General features: G+C 46.8%; 6 protein-coding genes. 3 read left to right on the plus strand and 3 right to left on the minus strand.

What is annotated here, in order from left to right; genetic code table 11:
- Positions 1-53: 53 nt before the first annotated feature.
- From QUA13_RS03240 to QUA13_RS03250, 3 genes are all read right to left on the minus strand, one after another.
- Positions 54-5,081 carry a PAS domain S-box protein gene (locus tag QUA13_RS03240; RefSeq protein ID WP_333196573.1) on the minus strand — a complete coding sequence of 1,676 codons (5,028 nt, stop codon included), beginning with the start codon at positions 5,079-5,081 and terminating at the stop codon, positions 54-56.
- Positions 5,082-5,667: 586 nt separating this feature from the next.
- The gene (locus QUA13_RS03245; RefSeq protein ID WP_333196575.1) at positions 5,668-6,888 is read right to left on the minus strand and encodes a hybrid sensor histidine kinase/response regulator; all 1,221 of its coding nucleotides are present in this window, start codon (positions 6,886-6,888) and stop codon (positions 5,668-5,670) included.
- A 251-nt stretch (positions 6,889-7,139) separates the two neighbouring features.
- Complete coding sequence (locus QUA13_RS03250; protein WP_333196577.1) at positions 7,140-13,634, minus strand: PAS domain S-box protein; 6,495 nt, start codon at positions 13,632-13,634, stop codon at positions 7,140-7,142.
- A 792-nt stretch (positions 13,635-14,426) separates the two neighbouring features.
- Here QUA13_RS03250 and ppsA point away from each other — a divergent pair.
- The 3 genes from ppsA to QUA13_RS03265 form a co-directional block, all read left to right on the plus strand.
- A complete protein-coding gene (gene ppsA, locus QUA13_RS03255; protein ID WP_333196580.1) occupies positions 14,427-16,904 on the plus strand; it encodes a phosphoenolpyruvate synthase in 2,478 nt (825 codons plus the stop codon).
- A gap of 458 nt (positions 16,905-17,362) precedes the next feature.
- Positions 17,363-17,683: a DUF6464 family protein gene (locus tag QUA13_RS03260; RefSeq protein WP_172191857.1), complete on the plus strand. Its 321-nt coding sequence runs from the start codon at positions 17,363-17,365 to the stop codon at positions 17,681-17,683.
- A 1,515-nt stretch (positions 17,684-19,198) separates the two neighbouring features.
- Positions 19,199-24,579: DUF4347 domain-containing protein (locus tag QUA13_RS03265; RefSeq protein WP_333196582.1), on the plus strand; the 5,381-nt coding region annotated here is incomplete at its 3' end.

Genomic DNA, 24,579 nt, shown 5'->3' on the forward strand with positions numbered 1-24,579 from the left:
TTACCGTATTTGATATTACTCATTACTGCTGCGCAATTTCCAATTACCAATTCCTAATTTATTCCCCCTTTCTTCGATCTCGTACCAGTTAAATTCGGCCGCACTGGAATTTCAATCAAAAATTCCGCTCCCTCTCCTAGTGTCGAAATACAGCTCAATCGGCCGCCGTGCCGATCGACTATAATCGAGTGAGAAATCGACAGTCCCAAACCCGTTCCCTTGCCCACAGGTTTAGTCGTGAAAAACGGGTCAAACAGCCTCGATCGCACCGAGTCCGGTATCCCCAGCCCGTTGTCGGCAATAGATACCGCTACGAAGCCCGCAGCAGCCTGATAACTGCGAATAGCGATCGTGCTGGGATGTCGATCGCACTCCTCGATCGGACGCTGCTTGTCCCGTTCTTCCAAAGCATCGATCGCATTAATCAAAATATTCATAAATACCTGATTCAACTCGCCCGGAAAACATTCAATTTGCGGTAATAGTTGGTAATCTTTAACTATCTGAATCCCCGGATGGCTGCTGTGAGATTTTAACCGATTTTGCAAAATCATCAAAGTGCTATCAATTCCCTCGTGAATGTTGACCGACTTTCCAGCAGACTCGTCCAAGCGGGAAAAATTGCGCAAGGATTTCACGATCTCGACAATTCGCTCTGTTCCTACTTGCATCGAATTAAATAATTTCGGGGAATCCTCAGCAATATAATCCAAGTCTATTTCATCAATTTTCTCCAAGACTGGGGCTGGAGGATTAGGACAGTAATTCTGGTAAACTTTAATCAATTCCAGCAAATCTAAAGTGTAATTGCGAGCCGGACTGAGATTACCGTGAATAAAGCTAACGGGGTTATTAATTTCGTGAGCAACACCAGCAACTAACTGACCCAAACTCACCATTTTTTCATTTTGAACGAGCTGAGCTTGAGTGGTTCTGAGTTTGTTAATAGCTGCTTCTAACTCTAGCGCTTTTGAACGTTCTCGCGCTTCCGATTCCTGCAAAGCTGACTCGGCTTGTTTGCGATCGGCAATTTCAGTTTGTGCTTGCTCAAACAGCGTCGATTGCTGGATCGCGATCGCCAACTGCACGCTAATTTGTTTGAGACACTCGACCTCAATTTCCAGCCAGCGGCGGCTGCCCGCGCACTCGTGGGCAATTAATAACCCCCACAACTTCTCGCCTTGCAAAATCGGCACTACCAAATTAGCTCGCACCTGAAATTGACTTAATAAATTAATGTAGCACTGGGAAAGATCGGCTTTATAAATATCATCCACAGCTACAGCGCGTCCGTGTTCGCAAGCAGAAACATAGCTGTCTTCAAAGCAATAATCATTAATAGTTATTCCTTGAATCGACTGCCAATTTTTTTCCACCGACTCGACAGTTACAAAACCGCTCCAATCGGAATTAAAGCGATAAATAACTGTCCGGTCTGTTTGCAAAAAATGCCGTACTTCAGCAACAGTTTTTGTCAAAATCTCTTCTAAATTTAGAGAAGATCGAATGCGTTCCAGCATCCCTACCACCAAGCGTTCTCGCTTTAATTGCTGGCACAAGATAGCCTCGGCAAGTTTGCGAGGACTAATATCTTCAATCATACCAATTAAGTAGCTCGGTTTCCCCAACCCATCTCGCACTAAAGATACACTCACATTAGTCCAAACAAATGAATTGTCTTTGCGAACAAAGCGTTTCTCAATTGAATAATTCAAGATTTCTCCAGCTAATAGTCTGTCGCGGGACTCGACATCGGCTGCTACATCTTCCGGGTGAGAAATATCCCCAACATTTCGCGCTTTCACTTCCAATTCAGAGTATCCGACAATATTGCAAAAGCCTTGATTGGCATTCAAAAAATGACCGTCTGGCCACACTTTAACAATGCCGATCGCCGCTTGTTCAAATACAGCTCGAAATCGCTGTTCGCTTTCTTGCAAAGCAATTTCTGCTTTTTTGCGATGGCTAATGTCCATTGCCGTGCCAAACAGCCGCACCACCTCACCCAACTCATTTTTAACAGCTTGTCCTTTAGCGTTAACGTGCCTGATTTCTCCTGATGGAAAATAGATGCGGTGGTCGATATCGTAAGCTGTCCCTTCAGTCACTGCCTTGTGCACAACTTGTGTAAACCTTTCTTTGTCATCGGGATAAATTTGCTCTAAAAGTTCTTCCATTGTCGGCGGGCGATTCAATTCTCGACCGTAAACTCGAAACAGTTCTTCCGACCAAGCAATAATTCCGGCCTCAATATCGAATTCCCAATTGCCGATGCGGGCTATTTTTTGCGCTGCTTGCAACTGTTCGGCAAGTCGTTGCAGAGATGCGATCAACTGCGTTTTTTCTGCTTCTGCTGCAACGCGGGCGCTGATATCTTTGTGAGTGCCTGTTATCCGCAACGGCGCACCCCATTCGTCGTACTCGACTACCTTGCCCATCGCCATAATCCACTGCCAATTGCCCGCTTTGTTGAGCATCCGAAATTCAAATTCATAGATCTCAGTCTCACTTTCCAAATAGGAATTTAAAGATTCCATTACCTTCGGTCGGTCTTCGGGATGCAGCAAACTTTCCCAACCCTGGAGGTTATTTTCAATTTCTGTTTCTGCGTAACCGAGCATTGATTTCCAATGAAAGTCGAAATAAGTTTCGCCAGTAGCTATATTCCAATCCCACAGCCCCAAAGAGCTGCCTGAAACCGCCAACTGCAATCGCTCTTGACTGAGCTTTAATGCCGATTCGGTGCGTTTTAGTTCTGTGAGTTCGGCAATTATGGCTATCATTCCTATTGGTTGAAGCGCGGTATCTTTAATGCAGTCAGCTCGCAATAAAGTTTCAACAATTTCGCCACTTTTAGTCTTAATTTCAATTTCACTGTTCCAGGAAAAACCTTTCCGCAGCACCCTAAATAGCTTTCTCAAATCTTGAGATTTGGCATACATTACTGCTGGACCCCCGGCATTATTTAGCTCCTCAACTGTATAGCCGTAGCGCTTAATAAATGCTTGATTGTGATAAACGGAATAACCGTCTAAATCTGCGATCGCGATCGCATCACTAGCGCTATCTACAGCTTGAGTTACCAGGCACAGAGTCAGTTCGGCTTGTTTGCGATCGGTAATGTCAAAAATCGCTCTGTCTATCCACAAAACCAGCCCTTCTAGATTGTAAGTTGGCCTACCTCTTTCCGACATCCACCGCACCGCACCGTCAGCGCGAACAATCCGGTATTCTATATGGTACGGATGTTTCGACTCTACTGCTGCACTGACTTGTCGATCGACTATTTCCTTGTCTGCCTCATGGATGAGGCTAGCAAAACTCCAGCGGTTGTTGTGAATAAAATCCTCAGCAGGATAGCCGCTAATTGCCTCAATTTCATCGGTGATAAATACCATCGTTTCATCAGCATCATACAAGCTGCGGCAGATAGCGCCGGGGATATTCTCAACGAGCGATCGAAATCTTGCTTCGCTCTCCCGCAAAGCTGCTTCTGTCTGTTTTAAATTAGTAATATCCAGCACCATGCCTTCCCAAACTATATCCCCTTCCTGCCCTATTTCAGTAGGACAATCAACTCGTTCCGGTCTCGCAACCCCTTGCATCCACTTAAATTTTCCTGACGGCACAATCGCGCGCCATTCCTGCTGCCAGGGCTGCATATTTACCGCAGAAACAGCAAGAGATTCTTCAAATCTTTGGCGGTCGTCTGGATAGATACAACTAAAAAGTAGTTGGGGATTCTGCTGAATTTTTTCTGGTGCTAATTCATATAAATTGTGGCTGCAAGAAGAAATATAAGGAAAACTTTTTTTTTCTTCTGTTGAGAGGCGAAATTGATAAATTATTCCCTGCAAATTGGCAGCAATTTGCAGAAGTCTAGCTTCGCTTTCTTGCTGCGCTAATTGTTTGCGCCTATCATGAGTGATATCTCGAATTATCCCGACGAGAATTTTACTGCCGTCGGTATTTTCAAAGACAGTTTTTTTAGTAGACAGAATGTGCTTTGCACCGCTGGCGTCCGTAAATATTTCCTCGGTCTCGTTTTCTTTCCCCGTCCTAAACACTTGCTGGTCAGTCTGCCAAAAAAATTCAGCTTCTTGTTTTGGGAAAAAGTCGTAATCCGATTTGCCCAGCAGTTCCTCGCGTTGCTTGCCGATTAGCTTGCAAAAAGCATTATTTAACAGTAGCCAGCGGTGCTGTTCGTCCTTGACAAAAATTGGGTCTGCAACTGCATCGATCGTATAATTCAAAAACTTTTTACTAGCTTCGAGTTCTGAGAGTGCTAAAATTTTATCCGTAATATCGTTGATAGTTCCTGTCGTCCCCTGCGCCGCGCCGTTCCACCCAAACATCAAAAATTCTTGAACTTCCCCCCAGCGAATATCGCCATCTTTGGTAAGATATCGAATTTGATAGCAACAAGATCTTTCTTGATTTTCCTTCAAGCCCCTAAACGAATTTAAATATTTGTATTGATCGTCAGAATGAATGTAACTCAAACAGGAGCTTCCTAAGCTTTCATCAAGAGTAAATCCGGTAATTTCCGTCCAAGCCGGATTGAGAAAAGTCCATTTGCCAGCAGTATTTGTTTCAAAAACTACTTCTTTGATATTGTGAACAACCTGCTGGTATTTTTCTTGACTTTTATGCCATTCTGCTTGCAGTTTTTGGCGGGCGATCGCGCACCTGAGCGTCCGCACCAGCAGTCGGCTGTCTACTTGTCTTTTCACCAGATAATCTTGGGCGCCTGCGGCAATTAACTCGACAGCCAGTTCTTCGTCATCGGCGGCTGTCAGAATGACGATCGGAATATTTATACCGCAATCTTGCAGCCGGAAAAGAGTATTAAATTTTGGGCTATCAGGAAGTGAAAGGTCTAATAAAATTACATCAAAAACCTCGCAGCTTAAAATTTCTATAGCTTCCCGGAGACTAACTGCATAAGCCAAATCAATTGATAGTGCCTGTGGGCGCTCAGACAGCAGTTCTTGAATTAGTTCTGCATCTTCTGCACAGTCTTCTACTAAAAGAACTTTCAAGCAAGCAGGCGTTAAAGTTGACTCAAAAACAGATGTCATTGGTTATTTATTAGTAATAAAAAAATCAGCAGGGGATGCAGTTACCTAGCTCATTAGTTGGAGAACTTAAAGCGCAGGCTTGAGGGTGCGCGGGGTGCTAGCAGACCTCCTGATTTATTTGTAGAATTGAGTTATCCGCTGCAAGTTGTCCGCCTCGCCCCAAACCTAGTACCCAACACAATCATACTTTTACCAATGTTGCAATTCCACTCTGTTTTAATTTACAACCTTTGGCAGGGGAATAGCAAGGGGCAAGGCAAAAGAGCAGAGAAATCAAGACTTGCATTCCTTACTTATACCATTTTATTTTTTAGATTTTATATTTTAAATTGCGGTTTAAAGCTTGCCTAAAGTTACATTATTTTTGCAAACAGGTATTACTACGAACCTACGAGAATTAGCGTTAATTTACGGACACGCTGTGAGATAGTATTCAGTTAATTGCCCGCAATTAGCACCTGTTTGTATTGAGCAATGCAAGTCCTCTATTTCTGGAGTAACCAAGACTTGCAGCCCTTAATATGAACCTAATTACGAACTTAATGACGGTTGTCTAACCGGACACAATTTTACTCATTTGAGTCAATTAAGTTTTCGGCGGTTTGGGCAGCACAACTGTAAACACGCTGCCTTGACCGACATTGCTGCTAATAGCAATTTCACCGTTAAAAGGTTTTAAAAGTTCAATACAAGTATAAAGTCCGAGACCAGTTCCTGTCGGTTCGCCTTCGGTTTTTTCCTCGCCTTTAGGTGGCTTGGATGTGTAAAAAGGGTCAAAAACTTTTGACAAATCTTCTGATGATATGCCGCATCCCGTATCTGCAATATCCATGTATATGTTCGAGTCGTCTTGCCGAGTCACGATAGTTAGTTCCCTGCTTCTCTTTTCCCACATAGCATCCATTGCATTATTAATTAAATTATAAAATACTTGAGATATATAGGAATAAATTAAGGGAATGCTGGCAATTTCTTCGTCATAAAAATATTTTTTTCTAATCTTATTTTTAAAATACAGGTTGCCTTCCAATAGCTGAACTTCTCGCTGCACTAAATCGTTGATATTCACAGAGTGCAAATCTTGCTTTTGCTCTTTTCTGCTTTTCATCATTAGAGTATCCATGATCTGATTGATTTTTGCGACAGCTTGAAAAATATACTTAGTATAATTAAACAGAGACTCATCTTGAATTTTTGTGGCTTTTGTTTCAATCAAATCGACGCTAGTCTGGATCACTTGCAGCGGACTTTTGAGGTTGTGCACCATTCCCTGGGTCAAACGTCCGATGATCGCTGTTTTTTCCTGGTCGATTAATTGCTTGGTTTTTTGTTCGACAAGTCTTTCTAGGTTTTGATTGAGGTGGGCAAGTTCGAGGTTTTTTTCTTCGAGTTTTTTTTGCAAGCTGCGGATTGTCAAGTGAGTTTGAATGCGGCTCAACACTTCTTCGTGCTGGAAAGGCTTAGTGATGTAGTCAACGGCTCCTGTTTGAAAGCCTTTTACTTTATCAAGCGTATCCGAAAGGGCGCTCATAAATATAATGGGAATGTCTCGCGTTGACGTGTCTGCTTTCAAACGCAGGCAAGTTTCAAAACCATCAATTCCTGGCATCATGATATCCAAAAGAATTAAATCTGGATGGATGTATTCAATTTGTTCGATCGCACTTTCGCCGTCGAGAGCCACTAATACTTTAAACCCGTAATTCCTTAAGAGCTCGAAAAGTACGTCAAGATTTGTTTGGTTGTCATCTACAATTAGTATGATGCTTCTTTCGGAATTCTTATCGTTCATATTAAAGGGAAACATTTAAATTTTTGAGTTTAGAGTTTTGGGTTTTGAATTTAAATCTAATTCAAGGGATTTTAGGCGGCTTGAGAAACCCGGTTGCTTCCTAGATGCTTCTATTTAGGATAACCCTTTTAGGAACGGGCTGCGAGTGCGGATTCCCCAAGTAAATTAAGTTGTCACTTCGCGGGAACCCAGAGTCCCTGATTGAGAATGGTACTCTGGGCGCGAGATTTAACTGATTTTGAGTTGTCTGTTAGCTACAGTCAATTTTAGGACAAATGTTCCTTCAAAAAATCTCGAATTTGCTTGAGCTGAAATCCTTTAGCAAGTTGGCGCAGGTGATCGACGAAAGGCACTAATGTCGGGTCAGAATGTTGGAGTTTAGCAGTTTCTTCCAGAATAGCTTCAATATCGCCCATTGCAGCCAATCTTAACAATGCCAAGACTGATTCTGAGGGAGGAGACACTATCGTTGAGTCAGCAGCAGCAATCTCAGATGATGCTGTGGGGGTTTGAGTTTTCCGCTTTTTGGTTTCTCCTCCTTCTTCGTAAACCCATTCTAGTCTCAAATGCAGGCGCAATAATTCTAAAAGCTCTTTAGTTTGAATCGGTTTGGTGAGAAAACTATCGCAACCTGCAAGTAGACTCTGTTGCCTGGTAGTCTCGTAAACGTTAGCGGACAAAGCAAGGATAACCACATCTTTTAATTCCGGCAACTGTCGCAGCCGCCTGGTAGCTTCCCAACCGTCCATTACGGGCATCAGCAAATCCATTAAAATTATATCGGGTAGAAATTCCTGTGCTTTGTGTATGCAGTCTTTGCCGTCTGTAGCTTCTGCAATTTCAAAGCCCAAACGAGTAAGCAGCCTCTGTAGCAGGGCGCGATTTACTTCGTGATCGTCCACGACGAGCACTTTCCGCTGGCTGCCGCTAAAACCGACAAGCCGGCGTTTTTCTTGGGTGGAGGGGAGTTCAGAAGATTGGGCGAGTGTGGGCAAGTCTAGATCCAACCAAAATATGCTGCCTTTGCCGGAGGTACTTTGGACGCGAATTTGGCTACCCATCATTTTGACTAATTTTTGGCTGATGGAAAGTCCCAGTCCGGTACCTTCGACGAAATTGCTACGATCGCCCACTTGATGAAAAGGCAAAAATATTTCTTCTAATTTATTCTGCCCGATGCCAATTCCGGTATCTTCGATTTGAAAGCGGATTTTAGCGGTAGAGCCACGATCGCCCCTATTTGCTACTGTTATTACCTCAGACGCTTCTTTTGTTCTCAGCGGCGAGAGCGACATTTGCTGCGCGTCTAACTTTGCGGTCAAATTGATTGTTTGAGTGGCAACTTCTGCTGTTAAACTAGAATTTTCGCCGTTAATTTGAGGATAATTTTCGGCTGAATTTTCTGCATAACCGACTTTGAATGTAACGCCGCCGCTGTCCGTAAACTTAACGGCATTGCTGAGCAAATTAATCAAAACTTGACGCAACCTTTTTTCGTCAACCAAAATGGCGTCTGGCAGAGCCGAAACCTGCTCGTAATTAAAGGCAATTCCTTTTTGATCCGATCGCATCTGGAACAAATCAACAATACTTTTAACAAAGCTGGGAAAATGCACGTTCGCCGGTGACAGTTCCATTTTACGAGCTTCGATTTTCGAGAGGTCTAAAACATCATTAATCAGCATCAGCAGGTGGTTGCCGCACTGGTTAATGTTGTTGAGACTTTCTTGCTGATCGGCGGTAAAATTTTTATCCAGTTTGAGCAGTTGAATGTATCCCAAAATCCCGTTCAAAGGCGTCCGCAACTCGTGGCTCATGTTGGCGAGAAAGTCGCTTTTAGCGCGGTTAGCCGATTCCGCGGCTTCTTTAGCTAATTGCAGGGCGGCTTCTGCAAGCTTGCGCTCGGCAATTTCGGTTTGTGCTTGTTCAAAAAGCGTCGATTGCTGAATGGCGATCGCCAACTGCACCCCCAATTGTTTCAGGCACTCTGCCTCCAATTGCTGCCAGGGACGCGGGCCTGTGCAGTGGTGGGCAATTAACAGCCCCCACAAGTTTTTGCCTTGCACAATTGGCACTACCAGATTCGCTCTCACGTCGAGCCGAGTCAACAAACTCAAATGGCAGTCGGCCATGCCGGCATTGTAAACATCTTCTGCGGCTGTAATTCTGCCCTCTTGGTAAAGAGTAACGTAGGTTTTCTCAAAACAGGGGTCATAAATTTTCATTCCTACAATTGGTCGGACATTTTCCGCAACAGACTCGACAGCAATAAATCCACTCCCATCCGGATTGAATTGGTAAATAACAGTGCGGTCTACTTGCAAAAATTGCCGCACCTCTTCGACACTTTTGGTGAGAATTTCTTCTAAATTTAGAGAATATCTAATGCGTTCCAGCATAGCTACTGCCAACTGTTCGCGCTTTAATCTCTGGTACAAAATCATTTCAGATTCTTTGCGTTTTGTGATGTCTGTAATAACTCCCACTAAGCCGATTAAATGACCATTTATATCTTGAATGCTGTCGGCTCGCACCAAAGCAGTAACAGCTTCGCCGCTCTTAGTTTGCAGGGCAACTTCGCCAGACCAAGAGCGACCTTTGCGAAGATTTTTATAAATTAGTTTATAACTTTTAGGTCGGACGTAAAGCACGGCGATATCGGCAAGATCGTTGAGTTCTTCCACTGTGTAGCCGTAACGCTGAATAAAGGCTTGATTGTGGTAAATAGACAGCCCTTTTAAGTCGGCGATCACGATCGCGTCGCTGGTACTTTCGACGGCTTGAGTGACCCGCAGCAATGCTAATTCTGCTGCTTTGCGATCGCTGATATCCGTCATCGAACCCACCATCCGCAGGGGATTGCCGGCTTTGTCCCACACTGCTTGAGCGCGGGCGAGCACCCATTTATAGCTGCCGTCTTTGCACTGCAAGCGGTATTCGGCGGCGTAATTGGGGGTTTGGCGATCGAGATAATTTTGGATCGCTGCTTGCACTCGCGAGCGATCGTCTTGATGGATGCGATCGATCCATGCGTAGTTGCTGCTGTCGATTTCGCCGTCTGTGTAACCGATAATTTCTTGCCAGCGAGCAGATCGAAAAGCTTCATTTGTTTGAAGATCCATATCCCAAATTCCGTCTTGATTGCCTTTGAGAACTAACTGCCAGCGTTCTTCACTTTTCCGCAATTCTTCTTCGGCTTGTTTGCGCTGAATATGAGCGCCCAACTGAGTCGCTACTGCCTTGACCAACTCTACTATACGCGGTTCCATAACCGACCGATCGCGCTTGCAGAATACTAAAACTGCCAGCACATTTGAGCTAGCGCAAATTGGCACTCCGAAACAACTTTTCAATCCCAATACTGTCGCCATTTGCGATCGGGCAAAAAGATACTTATTGGCTATAGAAAAATCTTCAATCCATTCTACTTTTCGGGTTGACCAAATCCGTCCGGGTATGCCCACTCCGGCGGCGAATCTAATTTTTTTACTTTCGCGGCCGAACCTATCTAAATCGCGATCGCTAGCGTACCAAGTTTCGCTGTGTTCCAAAAAAGTACCGTTAGCATCCGGTATCCAGGCTTCCGCAAAATTCCAGCCGATCGCATTGCACAGCAACCGCAGGATATCTGCGAGGGCGCTGTGAAAATCGACAGATTGACTAATTGCTTGAGTTGCTGCCAGCAACAGCTTGATTTCATCTTCTGCTTGCTTGCTTTCTGTAATATCAGTTCCCGTGCCGAGAATTTGTTTTAACTTGCCGTCTGCTGTTTTTGCAAATACAGTATCTCGGCTGACAATCCAGCGCCAAGAACCATCCTTGTGCCTGATTCGGTATTCAATTTCAAAGATATCCCCTTCCGTACCCGTTTCGACTTGCTGTAAATAATCAGGTATTTTGATTGAATCTTGCGGGTGCATTAAAGTTGACATCATCCACGGCCCGATTGCCTGAATTTCCTCTACTGTATACCCGAGAATCTGGTATATAGAATCGTTCGCATAGATAGTTTTTTGTTCTATTAAGTCATAAACATACAACATATTAGGACTTGCCCCAGCAATTTGTTGAGTGAACCGCTGGCTTTCTCGCAGTGCTGCTTCTGTTTGTTTTCTTTGGGAAATATCACGAACAATGCAAATGGTTTCACCGCCGGGCAGCATTGTCAGGGAGACATCTATAGGGAATTTCGATCGGTCGCGGCGGCATCCTACTGCTTCGGTGCTGTAACAACCTTTCTGCACTAAAGCAGGCATGACTTCTTGCTCGAACCTTTGCAGTTCTGCACCTTCGTAGAATATTTTCCAACTTTCACCTAAGATTTCTTCGAGAGAGTCGTAACCGTAGATTTTGAGTTGGGCTGCGTTGCAATAAATCACCTCTTCCCCCGCACTGATTATGGCGATACCTTCGGAAGCTTGGGTCATTGCTGCTGCTTGCCTGTGGAGTAATGACTCGGATCGTTTGCGTTGAGTGATGTCGCGGACGATCGCAATAATTTCGTCATCGGGGCAGAACACAATTCTCGCTTCAAAATCGTAAAGTTCACCATTAACTGGCATTTCATATTCTACGACTTGAATCTCCCCGGTATCGATCGCTTGTTGATTGCCGGACAAGATTTTTGCAGCAAAAGCAGCAGGCAATATGTCTTGTGCTTTTTGGCCGATTACTCTTATTTTCGGTAGGATATTCTCAAAATCTTTGGCAGGTTTGAAGTCTACAAAAGTGCCGTCTGCCCGACAGCGAAATATCATGTCCGGTATTGCATTTAAAAGAGCGCGGTTGGTGGCTTCGCTCTTGCGCAGTTCAGCTTCAGCTTGCTTGCTAAATGTAACGTCGCGAGCAACTGCATACATCAAACCTTCTTCTGCAAACGGCGATGCCGTCCACGACAGCCATTTATAAGTGCCATCTTGGCAAAGATAGCGGTTTTCTAAGTTAATAATCGGATTGCCATTTTTAATTTTTTCTAATTCAGCTATAGTTATTTCTCGGTCTTCTAGATGCACGAACTCTATAAAAGGTTGGGCTAGCATTTCATCGCTGCTGTAACCTATTACATTTGACCAAGCCGGGTTTAAGCGTTTGAAATAGCCGTCCAAACCTGCAATGCAAAGTAAATCAAGCGAGAGATTAAAAAATCGATCGCGGTCTTGCTGGGTTTGTTTTAATTCCGTAACATCCATCACCAAACCGTCCCAAACGATATCACCGTTTGCTTGCTTTTCTGGCTTCGAGGCACCTTGCAGCCACTTCACTTTGCCGTGGATAATTTGTCGCCACTGGTGCTGCCAAGGTTGCAGAGTCATTGCTGAAATTTTTATCGATTTTTCAAAGCCTGTGAGGTCATCTGGATGAATTGTTTCATAAGCAAAATTTTTCTTTTTTTCTATATCTTTCGCTTCTAATTGGTAAAGATTCTTGCTGCCAGAAGAAACGTAAGTAAAATACTTTCTTCCCCCCGGCTCTAACCGGAATTGATAAATCATTCCCGGCACGTTGGATGCCATTTTTTGCAATCTAGCTTCGCTCTCTTTCAAAGCTAATTGTTGCCGTTTGTACTCTGTGACATCTCGAATAGTACCGACTAACATTTTACTGCTGTCAGTTGCTTTAAATACACTTTTTTTAATCGAAATAATGCGTTTTTTTCCGGTCTTGTCTGTAAATTTGTCTTCCGTTTCTTCAGCGATGCCAGTTCTGAATACCTCTTCGTCTTTTTGCCAAAATTTTTGGGCTTTTGCTGGTGACAAAAATTCGTATCCCGATTTACCGATCAGTTCTTGTCGCCTTTTTCCCATCAAGTCACAAAAAGCGTCGTTTAATACGACCCACCTGTGCTGCTCGTCTTTGACAAAAATCGGGTCGGGAGTAGCATTAATGGTGTGATTTAAAAAATCTTCTGATGCTTTTAATTTAGCTTCGTAATGGTAGCGATCGCTCACATCCAAGATTACTTTAATCATCCGGTCGATGGAGCCGTCCCGACCGCGAATACAGCGCAGGGAAACTCTAGTATAAACTGTTGTTCCGTCTTTTCTGCGCCACCTTTTGTCTAAAACATAGCCTTCGCTGTCCCCTGCAAAAATTTTATTTAACTGCTCTACACTAGCTTGCCTGTCTTCAGGAAAACCCCACCGCTGCCAATTTTCGTGAAAAAAATCTTGGCGATCGTATCCCAGCAAGTCGCACAAAGCATCGTTCACTTCCAAACACCGGCATTTTTCGGGTTCTGAGGGGGAAAGTGGAGGAGCAAGAATGGCAATCCCAACGAGAGAATTCTCGACTACCGAGCGATATTTTTCTTCGCTTTTTCGCAAAGCTTCTTGGTTGTGCTGCCGCTCGACTGCGTAGCGGAGCGATCGAATTAACACTTCGCTGTCGATGTTTCGCTTGACTAGATAATCTTGAGCTCCGGCTTGGATTGACTGTATGGCAAGTTCTTCATCGTTGCGTGCTGTCAGTACGACAATCGGAGTATTTAGGCTGTATTCTTGTATTTTGACAATTGTACTTAAGTCTTGGCTGTCGGGCAGCGAAAGGTCTAGTAAAATCACATCAAAATGTTCGCCGATCAAAAGTTGCTGCGCCTTGCTGAGACGATCGGTACAGCTTACTGACAGCCTTTGGCGATCGGATCGGCTAACTTTTGTTTCTAATAATAATTCTTCGATCAGATCGGCTTCGGCTTGATTGTCTTCGACTAGAAGAACTTTAAAGCCGTTTCGCTGTGCGGCTGAGCTCAAAACTGATATCATACACCTTGTTTTTTGTCATAAGGCAGTCGAACTAAATATTATAGCATATAAATAATTGCATCGCCAAAAATACCGCCGCTCCAAGTTAAAAACTCCCTGGTTCAAGAATTACAATCGACTCTATGCGACTGTGTTTTTTCTCTAACTAGGTCAACGCAATTAGAGGGAAAATTTTAACGGTTTTTAGATGCTCGGTTTCAGGAGGAAACTAAGCTGCTTCGTGTTGTGTTTTTTGGGCGATCGCCCCGGTCAGCCGATTTTAGATTTTAAATTTTAGATTTACTCCACAGATGAATCGCGAAGCTTGAACAAGGGTCTAAAATTTTGGCCGGCTCACGACTCGTGTCGTTCACAAGTATCCGTTTTTGGGCGGGTCAGCCGATCGCGCGATCGAAACCCACCCTTTGTTGCCCTTCGATTCCGCTACCAATACAATTCGAGCGCTATCCCCGCACCAATGGGCGCTCAGCGCCAAAAAAGCGGTGGGAACTATCTTTGATATTCACATTTTTACCAGTTATTTTATGATAGCTTACTTAAACTCATCACTGCCATTTCTTTACTTTTTGCAATCAAATAAATTTTCTCCACAGCTCTTGCTATTTACCGAAAAAGTGATACTCTTGAAATAGAGGGGATCAAAAAGTCTGCTGGAGACAGCCTCAGAAAAAATTAGATATTTTTCACAACAAAACTACGTTTTAAAAATTGACAGTGAATTGAAACTGCTTTGACAGTCAATTGTTTGCTGTCTAGGTATCTAATTGAGCGGAAGTTGAGAGGAAAAAAGCAATGCTGGACAAATTAGCAATTCAACAAAAACCCGTTTTAATTCCGAAAGAAAAAGCCTTAGTATTGTGGTTTGATGAAGTCGGCATCGCAGACATCTCATTAGTAGGCGGGAAAAATGCTTCTTTGGGCGAAATGATTCAACAGTTAACCCCCAAAGGAGTCAGAGTTCCCAACGGATTTGCAACAACAGCACACGCTTACCGCTACTTCATCGAGTCGGCAGGTTTAGAAGCTAAATTGCGCGAAATTTTTGCCGATTTAGACGTAGAAGATCTGCAAAACCTGCGACAAAAAGGCAAGCAAGCGCGGGCACTGATTCTCGACACGCCGTTTCCGCGAGAATTGCAAGCTGCAATTGCGGATGCTTACGAGAAATTGTGCGATCGCTACGGCGACAGTACAGACGTAGCAGTGCGTTCCTCCGCCACCGCCGAAGACTTGCCAGACGCCAGTTTCGCGGGACAGCAAGAAACCTACCTCAACGTCCAAGCTTGCGCTGGTGTCCTCGAATGCTGTCACAAATGCTTCGCCTCCATATTCACCGACAGAGCAATTTCCTACCGCCAACAGCGGGGATTCGACCACTTTGAAGTCGCCTTATCTGTCGGCGTGCAAAAAATGGTGCGATCGGACTTAGCATCCTCCGGCGTCATGTTCAGCATCGACACCGAAACCGGATTCAAAAACGCCGTATTAGTCACCGCCGCCTACGGATTAGGCGAAAACGTCGTCCAAGGCGCCGTCAACCCCGACGAATACTTCGTCTTTAAACCAACATTAAAACAAGGTTTTCGGCCGATTTTAGACAAACGCCTCGGCAGCAAAACACTCAAAATGGTGTACGATATCGGCGGTTCTAAATACACAAAAAACGTATCTGTGATAGCAGCAGAAAAAAATAAATTTGCCATACAAGATGATGAAATTCTGCAACTAGCAGAGTGGGCTGTAGTCATAGAAGAACACTACTCCCAAGTGCGCGGGACTTATACCCCGATGGACATTGAGTGGGCAAAAGACGGCAATACGGGCGAATTGTTTATCGTCCAAGCGCGACCCGAAACAGTACAATCTCAAAAGTCGGCTAAAGTTTTGCGCAACTACAAATTGCAAGGTTCCAGTGCAATTTTGGCAAAAGGACGCGCCGTTGGCGAATCAATCGGACAAGGCAAAGCCCGCGTGATTTTAGATGTTCACAGAATCGCTGAATTTCAATCAGGAGAAGTTCTTGTCACCAACAAAACAGACCCGGATTGGGAACCGATCATGAAAAAAGCAAGTGCGATCGTCACCAATTCCGGCGGCCGCACTTGTCACGCCGCGATCATCGCCCGAGAAATGGGGATTCCCGCCATTGTCGGCACCGGCGACGCCACCCAAATCTTAAAAAACCATCAAGAAATCACTGTTTCTTGTTCGGAAGGAGACGAAGGCAAAGTTTATGCCGGTTTGCTTCCTTTTGAAATTCAAGAAACTGCGATCGAGAATTTGCCCCGCACCCGCACTCAAATTTTAATGAATGTCGGAAATCCAGAAGAAGCCTTTGGTTTATCAGCAATTCCTTGCGACGGCGTAGGCTTGGCGCGGCTGGAATTTATCATTGCCAATCACATTAAAGCACACCCGCTGGCACTGATTCACTTTGACGAATTGGCAGATGAATCAGTCAAGGAAGAAATTGCCGAACTGACAGCACTTTACCAACACAAACCCGATTTCTTCACCGACAAACTCGCCCACGGAATTGCCACAATTGCTGCCGCATTTTATCCCAACCCAGTCATCGTGCGGATGAGCGATTTCAAGAGCAACGAATACGCTAATCTTTTGGGAGGGCGGCAGTTTGAACCCAAGGAAGAAAACCCGATGATCGGGTGGCGCGGCGCGTCTCGCTATTACGACCCGAATTACCGCGAAGCTTACGCTTTGGAATGCAAAGCATTGAAGCGAGTTCGCGACGAAATGGGCTTGACAAATGTGATTCCGATGATTCCATTTTGTCGCACCCCGGAGGAAGGCCGAAAAGTGTTGGCCGAGATGGCAAAACACGGTTTAGTCAAGGGCGAAAACGGCTTGCAAGTCTATGTGATGTGCGAATTGCCGAGCAATGTCATATTTGCTGACGAATTCGCGCAAGTTTTTGACGGATTCTCGATCGGCTCTAACGATTTAACTCAGCTAACATTAGGATTAGACCGGGATTCTGCTTTAGTCGCGCACATCTTTGACGAACGGAATGAAGCTGTCAAGCGAATGGTAGAAATTGCCATTAAAGCTGCCAAGAAGTACGGCCGCAAGATTGGGATTTGCGGTCAGGCGCCCAGCGATTATCCTGAGTTTGCTCGATTCTTGGTTGAGTTGGGAATTGATTCGATTAGTTTGAATCCAGATTCGGTTTTAAAGACTTTGTTGGATGTTGCTAAAGTGGAAGGTGCGGGTTCGTTGATGGATTTAGCGGGGGATGTTGCTAAAGTTTAACGGTTTTGGTTTTTGAGAGAAACCGAGTTTCTCAAACAATAGCTGCGCCCTTTTCTGGTTTGGTTGTTTTTGAACTCGACCCGGTTTCTCATCTCTAGTCCTGTCCAATAACCGATCTCGCGTTTGTAGTGATGAATCCCAGTCCTCTGATTTTTATGAGGACTTGCATTCCTCACTACAAACCTATTTTATTGCGGTAATTGACCGGACATAATATCACACCATACCTGGGCTTCTGGCTTTGTTGAGTGCTGGCGATGCGCTATACGAAAAAAGTGGCGCCAACAGCGATCGCCCTCCTCACCCGCCAGCAAACGGTTAACGCTTAACGGTTAACGGCATCATAGTTTGAAATTTGGTCGGGAACTTTTCTAATTTAAAACCGTCGTTTCGGAGATAATTTTCTGTTGCCGATCGCCTAAATAAAAACAAATATTCTCCACATAAGCTCTGAAAAAGTGCTAACTGCTCTCCTGATAATTTTCATAGGTTTAGTTCCGTCGCTGGTGTCTTTGTGGGTGATGCGCTCTGCCGAAACCCAAGCCCGCGATAGAATTGCAGCGGCTAGGCTGGCGGTAGCGAATAGACCCCTGCGATCTCAACTAGCAATTGCCGATCGCACTTACATAGAAGGTCTCGGTTATCCGATCGGCGATATTACTTGCGAGTATAACGCCCGCTCTAATTACATTCGCTGCGCTGTCAATCCTTCTGGGCCCTGTCAAGACTGTCGGTACTACCAATCCAGAGCTCTTGACGTTCGCGGTGAAAAGATATAGCTTGTATGGGGGCTTGTATGTAGGCACATTTGCGGATATAATAATCAATGAGTTAATATGTACTTACGTGTCAGGATTATTGTTGGAGCTTGTTTTGGACGACCCGCCCCCAAAGTCAGCAATTAAAACCTAATCGAGCAGTATTGCTGGGTTACAGTTGCCATAACTGGCGGATTGCAATCGGTGTTTTTGTAGTTGAGGACTTACGATCGGAGACCAGGTTTAGACCATAAACTTTGGTTGGGCGACGAGAAATCTAGAAATAAATTGGGTTTCAAGTCTCTTGGGCGTAACTCCTGCAGTTAAGAAAATTAGCGAACAAAAATCCCAAGTAGCTGACGGGCAAATTTCCAAGCCAGTTTCTCCAAAACATCATGAAAAATTCTGCACGAACGATTGTCCCGAGCCTTTACTTTAAACAGAAATCCGCTCGAAGACTCGCTTGTTGACAGTTTGAGAAGTTAGTTGTGGGCGGCACTAATCTGTTTTTGCGAGCGCAGCGAAACAGTCTCAAACCAGGATTGCTATTTCCAGACTGCAAGTCATGAATTTTTAAGACGCCTCGTCGATACAGGGTATGCCAATTTCAATTGAATCTCATATGTTCCACCATTCTCGCTTAACAGGATTTCCGACCTGTTCCACAAAAAGTGTATTTTCTTGTGGAGTGGGCAGGAGAAGCCGCCCGTAGAAAGGTTATTGAGAATGGTACAAGATCTCAGTTGAATGACACTTCGGGCACGGCCGGCATAATTATGTCACGGCTATAACACCCTAATTAATGTCTAGTTGCTATTGTCCACAGGGTCTGCGCACCAAAACCAAAGAAAGCGACTTTTTTACCGGGAGCAAGGGCTGCACGAAGTCTTTTCGTCCCTCAAACCCCTTTATGCGTCCAGAAATAGTGAAAATTCTCTGCAAATAAAGTGCATTAGACGATCTACAGAAAACCTCATCAAGTAAATTTTTGAGAACTCCTGTTATTATCTACTGCGCGATGTAAGAGATCTGCGTGTAACAGATACACTCGCTAACAGAAAAGAAAGTCGAAGGCAAAATCTCACCCCATAGATAGATTATTGGGATTTAAACTCTAAATCCTCAACGTTTCTATCGGCGATATTTGCCATGCTATCAACTATCAAGGTAGCACTGCTTTGTGTTGAGTTAAATTCGCTTGTTGCTCTTTCTCTAAGTCAAGCAACAGATCCTCTTAGTCTGCAATTCAACCTTTTCAATAAGTGATAATTATCATCTTGAACTGGGTAATTTATCTACAATCATTGAGACAACTTGACAATGCACAGCATCTGCAAAAAATCACTTTCTCTAAGCCAAAAAATATGTGATTCGACCGCAAGGATTGCGGAAATAAACTCCCGAAAAGCACCAATTTACGCTCAGAAAAAAACAATAAAAAAAGTAAAAACAGAAGATTGTTTTCTGTCCCAGAAATTAGATGGCGGCGCGGGAATTCGGCATCCCCACAGAGAATTTTTACGAGCAACCGAGTCGGTGGGCGCCCTGAGTGTAAAAAATGTATTGTTCATCGATGCCAGAGTAGAGAACTGCGACAGCTTGGCAAGAGGAGCAACAGCCGATACAGAGGTATTTGTACTGGACTCGACGCTGGATGGAGTCGAGCAAATTACTAGAATTCTGGCTAATTGCAGCGATTTAGACAGCCTTCAGATAGTTTCTCACGGTCGAGAAGCGGGGGTGCAGCTAGGGTCGATCGAACTCTGCAACAACAACTTAGAAACCTACACCCCTTTGTTGCAGCAGTGGGGAAAAGCCCTCAGCGAGAGAGGAGATATCTTGTTATTCGGGTGCAGCGTCGCAGCGGGGGAAAGCGGCGAGGCCTTCGTGCGGCGGCTGAGCTTGATGGTCGGTGCAGATATTGCAGCTTCCGACAACTTGACGGGGAGTGCGGCACTCGGCGGCGACTGGGAATTAAAATTTGCGACAGGGGAAATAAAGCCGAGTATCGCCATTGAAAAAGAAGTGCTCGAAGCCTACCCTTACACCCTCGGCACATTAGTTAACGAAACTTTCAAAAACTCCACAGTTAGGGGGCCTTGGATTTACGGGGGAAACGACGGGGCACTTTTTGATCCGAGCAGCGGGGTTCCAGCAGCCGCTCAACTTATCCCCGGTATTACCGGAGGCACTGTATCCGGCGTACTTCCGGCTTTGGGCGGTTCGAGTCCCGGCGATGGGGCTCTGCTATTAACTCCAGCAGTAAACCTTCGGGAAGCCTTTGTCATCTACAACAACCCCATTCCTTCAACCGACGGTCTCAGAGTCCAGTTTGATTTTTATTCTTACGGTTCAAGCGAGCAAGCTAATTCTCCGCAACCATTTATTAGCCCTCAGCCAGGGGACGGGCTGGGTTTCTTCTTGATTGATGGGACTGTTAGCCCAACAAGGACTGGGGGTTATGGCGGTTCTGTGGCTTACGCTCCACGAACGGGTATACCCGGTATTGAGGGAGGTTATTTAGGCATTGGGCTTGACGAGTTTGGCAATTTTTCAACATCCACCGAAGGGCGCTCTGGCCCTGAGCCATCTCCGATTCCCGGCTCCTCTATTGGTTCTTTCAGACCTGATTCAGTAACTGTTAGAGGAAATCAAGCAAACGGTTATCAGTTTTTAACAAATGCGATCGTTCCCTTCGGCATCGATAACATTCCTACGAGCATTGACTTTAGCGGCCCTGAGCCGGGCAAGAATTTTAATTTCAGCAATACGTTCACGAGCGATCGCAATTTAGCCAAAAGAGCCGTTCAAATTACGCTGAATCCATCTAACGATTCGGTGAATCCCTCTCGCCTCACCGTTGCCTTCGATGAAAATTTCGACGACATTTACGAAACTACATTAATCAACATCCCCAACTTGGCAACCGAAAACGGCGCAGTACCGCCAATTTTCAAATTTGGTTTTGGCAGTTCCACAGGAAGCGCCAACAACATTCACCAACTTCAAAACCTGGTAGTTGAAACTATCAATCCTCCCAGTATCGCCGCTGAAGTTGCCACTATCAAGACTGGCCCGCAGTTCGTCAAGTCCGAAGGCAGCATTACCTACACGATTACTACTGTAAACAAGGGGCCAGCGCCCGCTACAAATGTCCTGATTCAAGACGAAATACCTTTAGAACTGCTGCTTCCGGGCGGATTGCCGCCCGTTCTCAGTGCCTCCAACAACGGCACTTACGTTAACCAAACCAAGGCAGTCACCTGGCCGTTAATTCCCGTTCTCAATGCCGGCGAGACTCTGACTTACACCCTGACAATTAATCTGCCGCCCGGTTTAACCAGCGGTAGCAGTTTTGCCAACGTTGCATTCAGCACTAGCTCGACTTTCGACCCCGACCTCAGCAACAACAGCGGTGTAGTCGCGCCAGGGCAAATCGAGGGGCCTGGTGTAGTCTCTACCACAGTTGTCGATACAGTCGCGGATTTAGTTACTACCAAAAGTGGCCCTGTGACTACCTCGGCCGGGTCAAGCGTCGCCTACACATTGACTACGACTAACATGGGGCCAGACCCCGCTGCCGATGTGACCATCACGGACAGCATTATTCCGGGTTTAACAGGAGTCAGCCTATCGGACGGCGGCACTTACGACGCAGTGACAGGGGTTGTCACCTTCCCAGCACTGACGGTGCTGGCAAATGCGGCTACTGCGACCCACACCGTCAGTTTCATCGCCCCAGCCACCCGTACCGCCATCAGCAACACGGCCCGGAGCAGCGCGGCGACTTTCGATCCGATCGCCACTAACAACAACGGCTCCCTAACCAACAAAGACGGCACTCTTACTAACTCTACGGTTACGACAAGTATTGCGCCCAACGCCGACCTCGCAACCACCAAAACAGGATCTACGAGTGCTACGGCCGGTAGCTCGGTCAGCTACACGATCGCCACAGTCAACTTAGGCCCGAGTCCTGCAGAAGCTGTAACCATAACTGACAGCATAGTTCCCGGCTTAACGGGAGTCACCGCATCTAACGGCGGCGCGTACGACCCAGTGACCGGCATTGTCACCTTCGGGCCCGTGGCGATCGCCAACGCGGAGACAGTCACCCGGACGATCGGCTTCACAGTACCCCCCACCCTAACTTCCATCAGCAACACGGCCAGAAGTACCTCCATCACTCCCGACTCCTCTGCGGCCAACAACAACGGTACCAACCCCAACGCCACCGTCACTACCTCGATCGATGCTGTGGCCGATGTTATCACCCAAAAAACCGCTCCGGCCAGCATCAAGGCGGGCGGCACGCTCATTTATACAATTACTACTACCAACAACGGGCCGAGTCCCGCCACCAACGTAGTCATCACCGACAGCCTGATTCCCGGCTTAACTAATGTCAGCGTGTCCGATGACGGAACCTACAATCCAGACACAGGGGCGATCGATTTCCCAGCTATCGCGACTTTAGCCAGTGGCACCAACCAGAGCCGCACTATCAGCTTTGTACCCCCGCCTACCCTGACGAGCATCACCAATATTGTATTGAGTCGCTCGTCCACTTTTGACCCTGATTTGACGAATAACAACGGCTCGACAGTCGCAGTGCCCGGTCAGGTGGGGGGTCAAGTTATTACCTCGATCGATCCTGTAGCCGACCTGGTTACGTCCAAGACTGGTCTCACATCTGCTCCTGCCGGCAGTTCTGTGACTTATACTATAACTACCACCAACAATGGGCCGAGTGCTGCTGAAGACGTAGTGATTACAGACAGCATCATTCCCGGTTTAACGGGAGTCAGGGCATCCGATAACGGCACTTACGACCCAGTGACAGGGGTTGTCACCTTCCCAACAATTCCCAGCTTGACTAGCGGCAGCAACATCAACCGCGAGGTAACAGTAGTCGTTCCAGCGACGGGCACCATTAGCAATACTTCCCAGAGCCGATCGACCACTTTTGACCCCGAACCGAGCAATAACAACGGTTCCGAGTCCAGAGCCACTGTCACCACCGCCATTTTACTCGCGCAACCAACACCTAACAAACTTCCATCAGCCGACAGCAGCAATGTGGCGATCGCGCCCAACAGCGTTGTCCAAATTAGCGGGCTCGGAGGCAGAGACTCAGACGGCACAGTGGTTACATTCACCATCAGCACCCTGCCGCCGGCAAATCAAGGCATCCTGTTCTTGGGCGACCCCGCAACGGGGGGAGTCGCCGTCACGGCAGGTCAAACCCTGAGGGCCGAGCAAATGACGCAGTTATTCTTCCAGTCTGCCGGCAATTTCACAGGAGCTGATTTTACCTACAGCAGCAATGACAATCTCGGTGGCAGCAGTCCTGCCGCCACAGTTTCTCTGGTGTCGCTGGCGTTCAACTACCCGCCGGTATCCACAAACTTCAGCAAGACACTGGCGCCAAACAGCACCGTCAACCTCGCAGGGCTGACGGCAAAAGACCCCGACGACTCGATCGAATTCTTCACCATCAACACCCTGCCGGCGGCAAATCAAGGCGTCCTGTTCTTGGGCGACCCCAGCCAGGGAATCCGGATCGCGGCAGGCCAAAGACTGAGCACGACTCAAATCAGCCAGTTATTCTTCCAAGCAACCAGCGAATTCGCAGCCGCCAACTTTACCTACAGCGCCACAGACAGCCGCGGCGCTACCAGTCCAGCCCCCGCAACAGCGTCCCTGCTAGCACTATTACCTCCCACCGACCAGCCACCCGTCGCCAACAACTCCAGCCTCGCTGTGTTGCTGGGAAGAACCGTGAACATCCCCGGACTCGGAGGAACCGACCCAGACGGGACGGTGGTTTCCTTTACCGTAAACACCTTGCCACCAACCAATGAAGGCACGCTGTTCTTGGGCGACCCCAGCCAGGGAGTGCGGGTCACGGCAGGTCAAACTCTGAGGGCCGAGCAAATTACCCAGTTGTTCTTCCAGGCGTCCGGCAATTTCACAGGGGCAAACTTCACCTACAGCGCTACAGATAACCAGGGCGCCACCAGTGCGGCAGTCGCCACTGTCTCTCTCATTCCCCTGAACCAACCAACACCAACACCAGCCCCGACGCCGATACCCGCGCCGATACCAACACCAGCCCCGATACCGACACCAGCCCCGATACCAACACCAGCCTCGATACCAACACCAGCCCCGATACCGACACCAGCCCCGATACCAACACCAGCCTCGATACCAACACCGGCCCCGATACCGACACCAGCCCCGATACCAACACCAGCCCCGACGCCGATACCCGCGCCGACGCCGATACCCGCGCCGGAACCAACGCCGACGCCGACACCCGCGCCGACGCCGACACCCGCGCCGACGCCGACACCCGCGCCGGAACCAACGCCACCAACACCAACACCCGCGCCGACGCCGACACCCGCGCCGGAACCAACGCCGACACCAACACCAACACCACCAACACCACCAACACCAACACCAACACCAGCGCCAGAACCGACCCCAATATTCGATCCAGTGCCCGAACCGGATACCGGTTGCGGTTGCCAACCACTGCCCCTGCCGCCCAACTTCACATTTATCCCCCCCCAGCCTTCACAAACACTCAACTTCGACTCCAACGCCGCACAACTCATCGACATCCAAAACACAATTCTCGGAACCGAGGCAAACGATTCCTTAACAGGAAACGAAACTAACCAACAGTTTCTCTCCCAAAGCGGGGACGACACAGTGTTAGGTGAAGCAGGCAGCGATATCGTTTACGGCGAACAACAGCGAGATTTCATAGCTGCCGGCCTCGACAGCGACATCGTTTACGGCGGCAAACAAACCGATGCAGTATTTGGTGGCAAACAAGACGATCGCATTTTTGGCGATCGCAATTCCGACACATTGTACGGCGATCGCGGTGCCGACACCATCGT

Source organism: Microcoleus sp. S28C3 (genome assembly GCF_036700785.1).
In the GTDB taxonomy this organism is placed as follows: Bacteria; Cyanobacteriota; Cyanobacteriia; order Cyanobacteriales; family Microcoleaceae; genus Microcoleus; species Microcoleus asticus.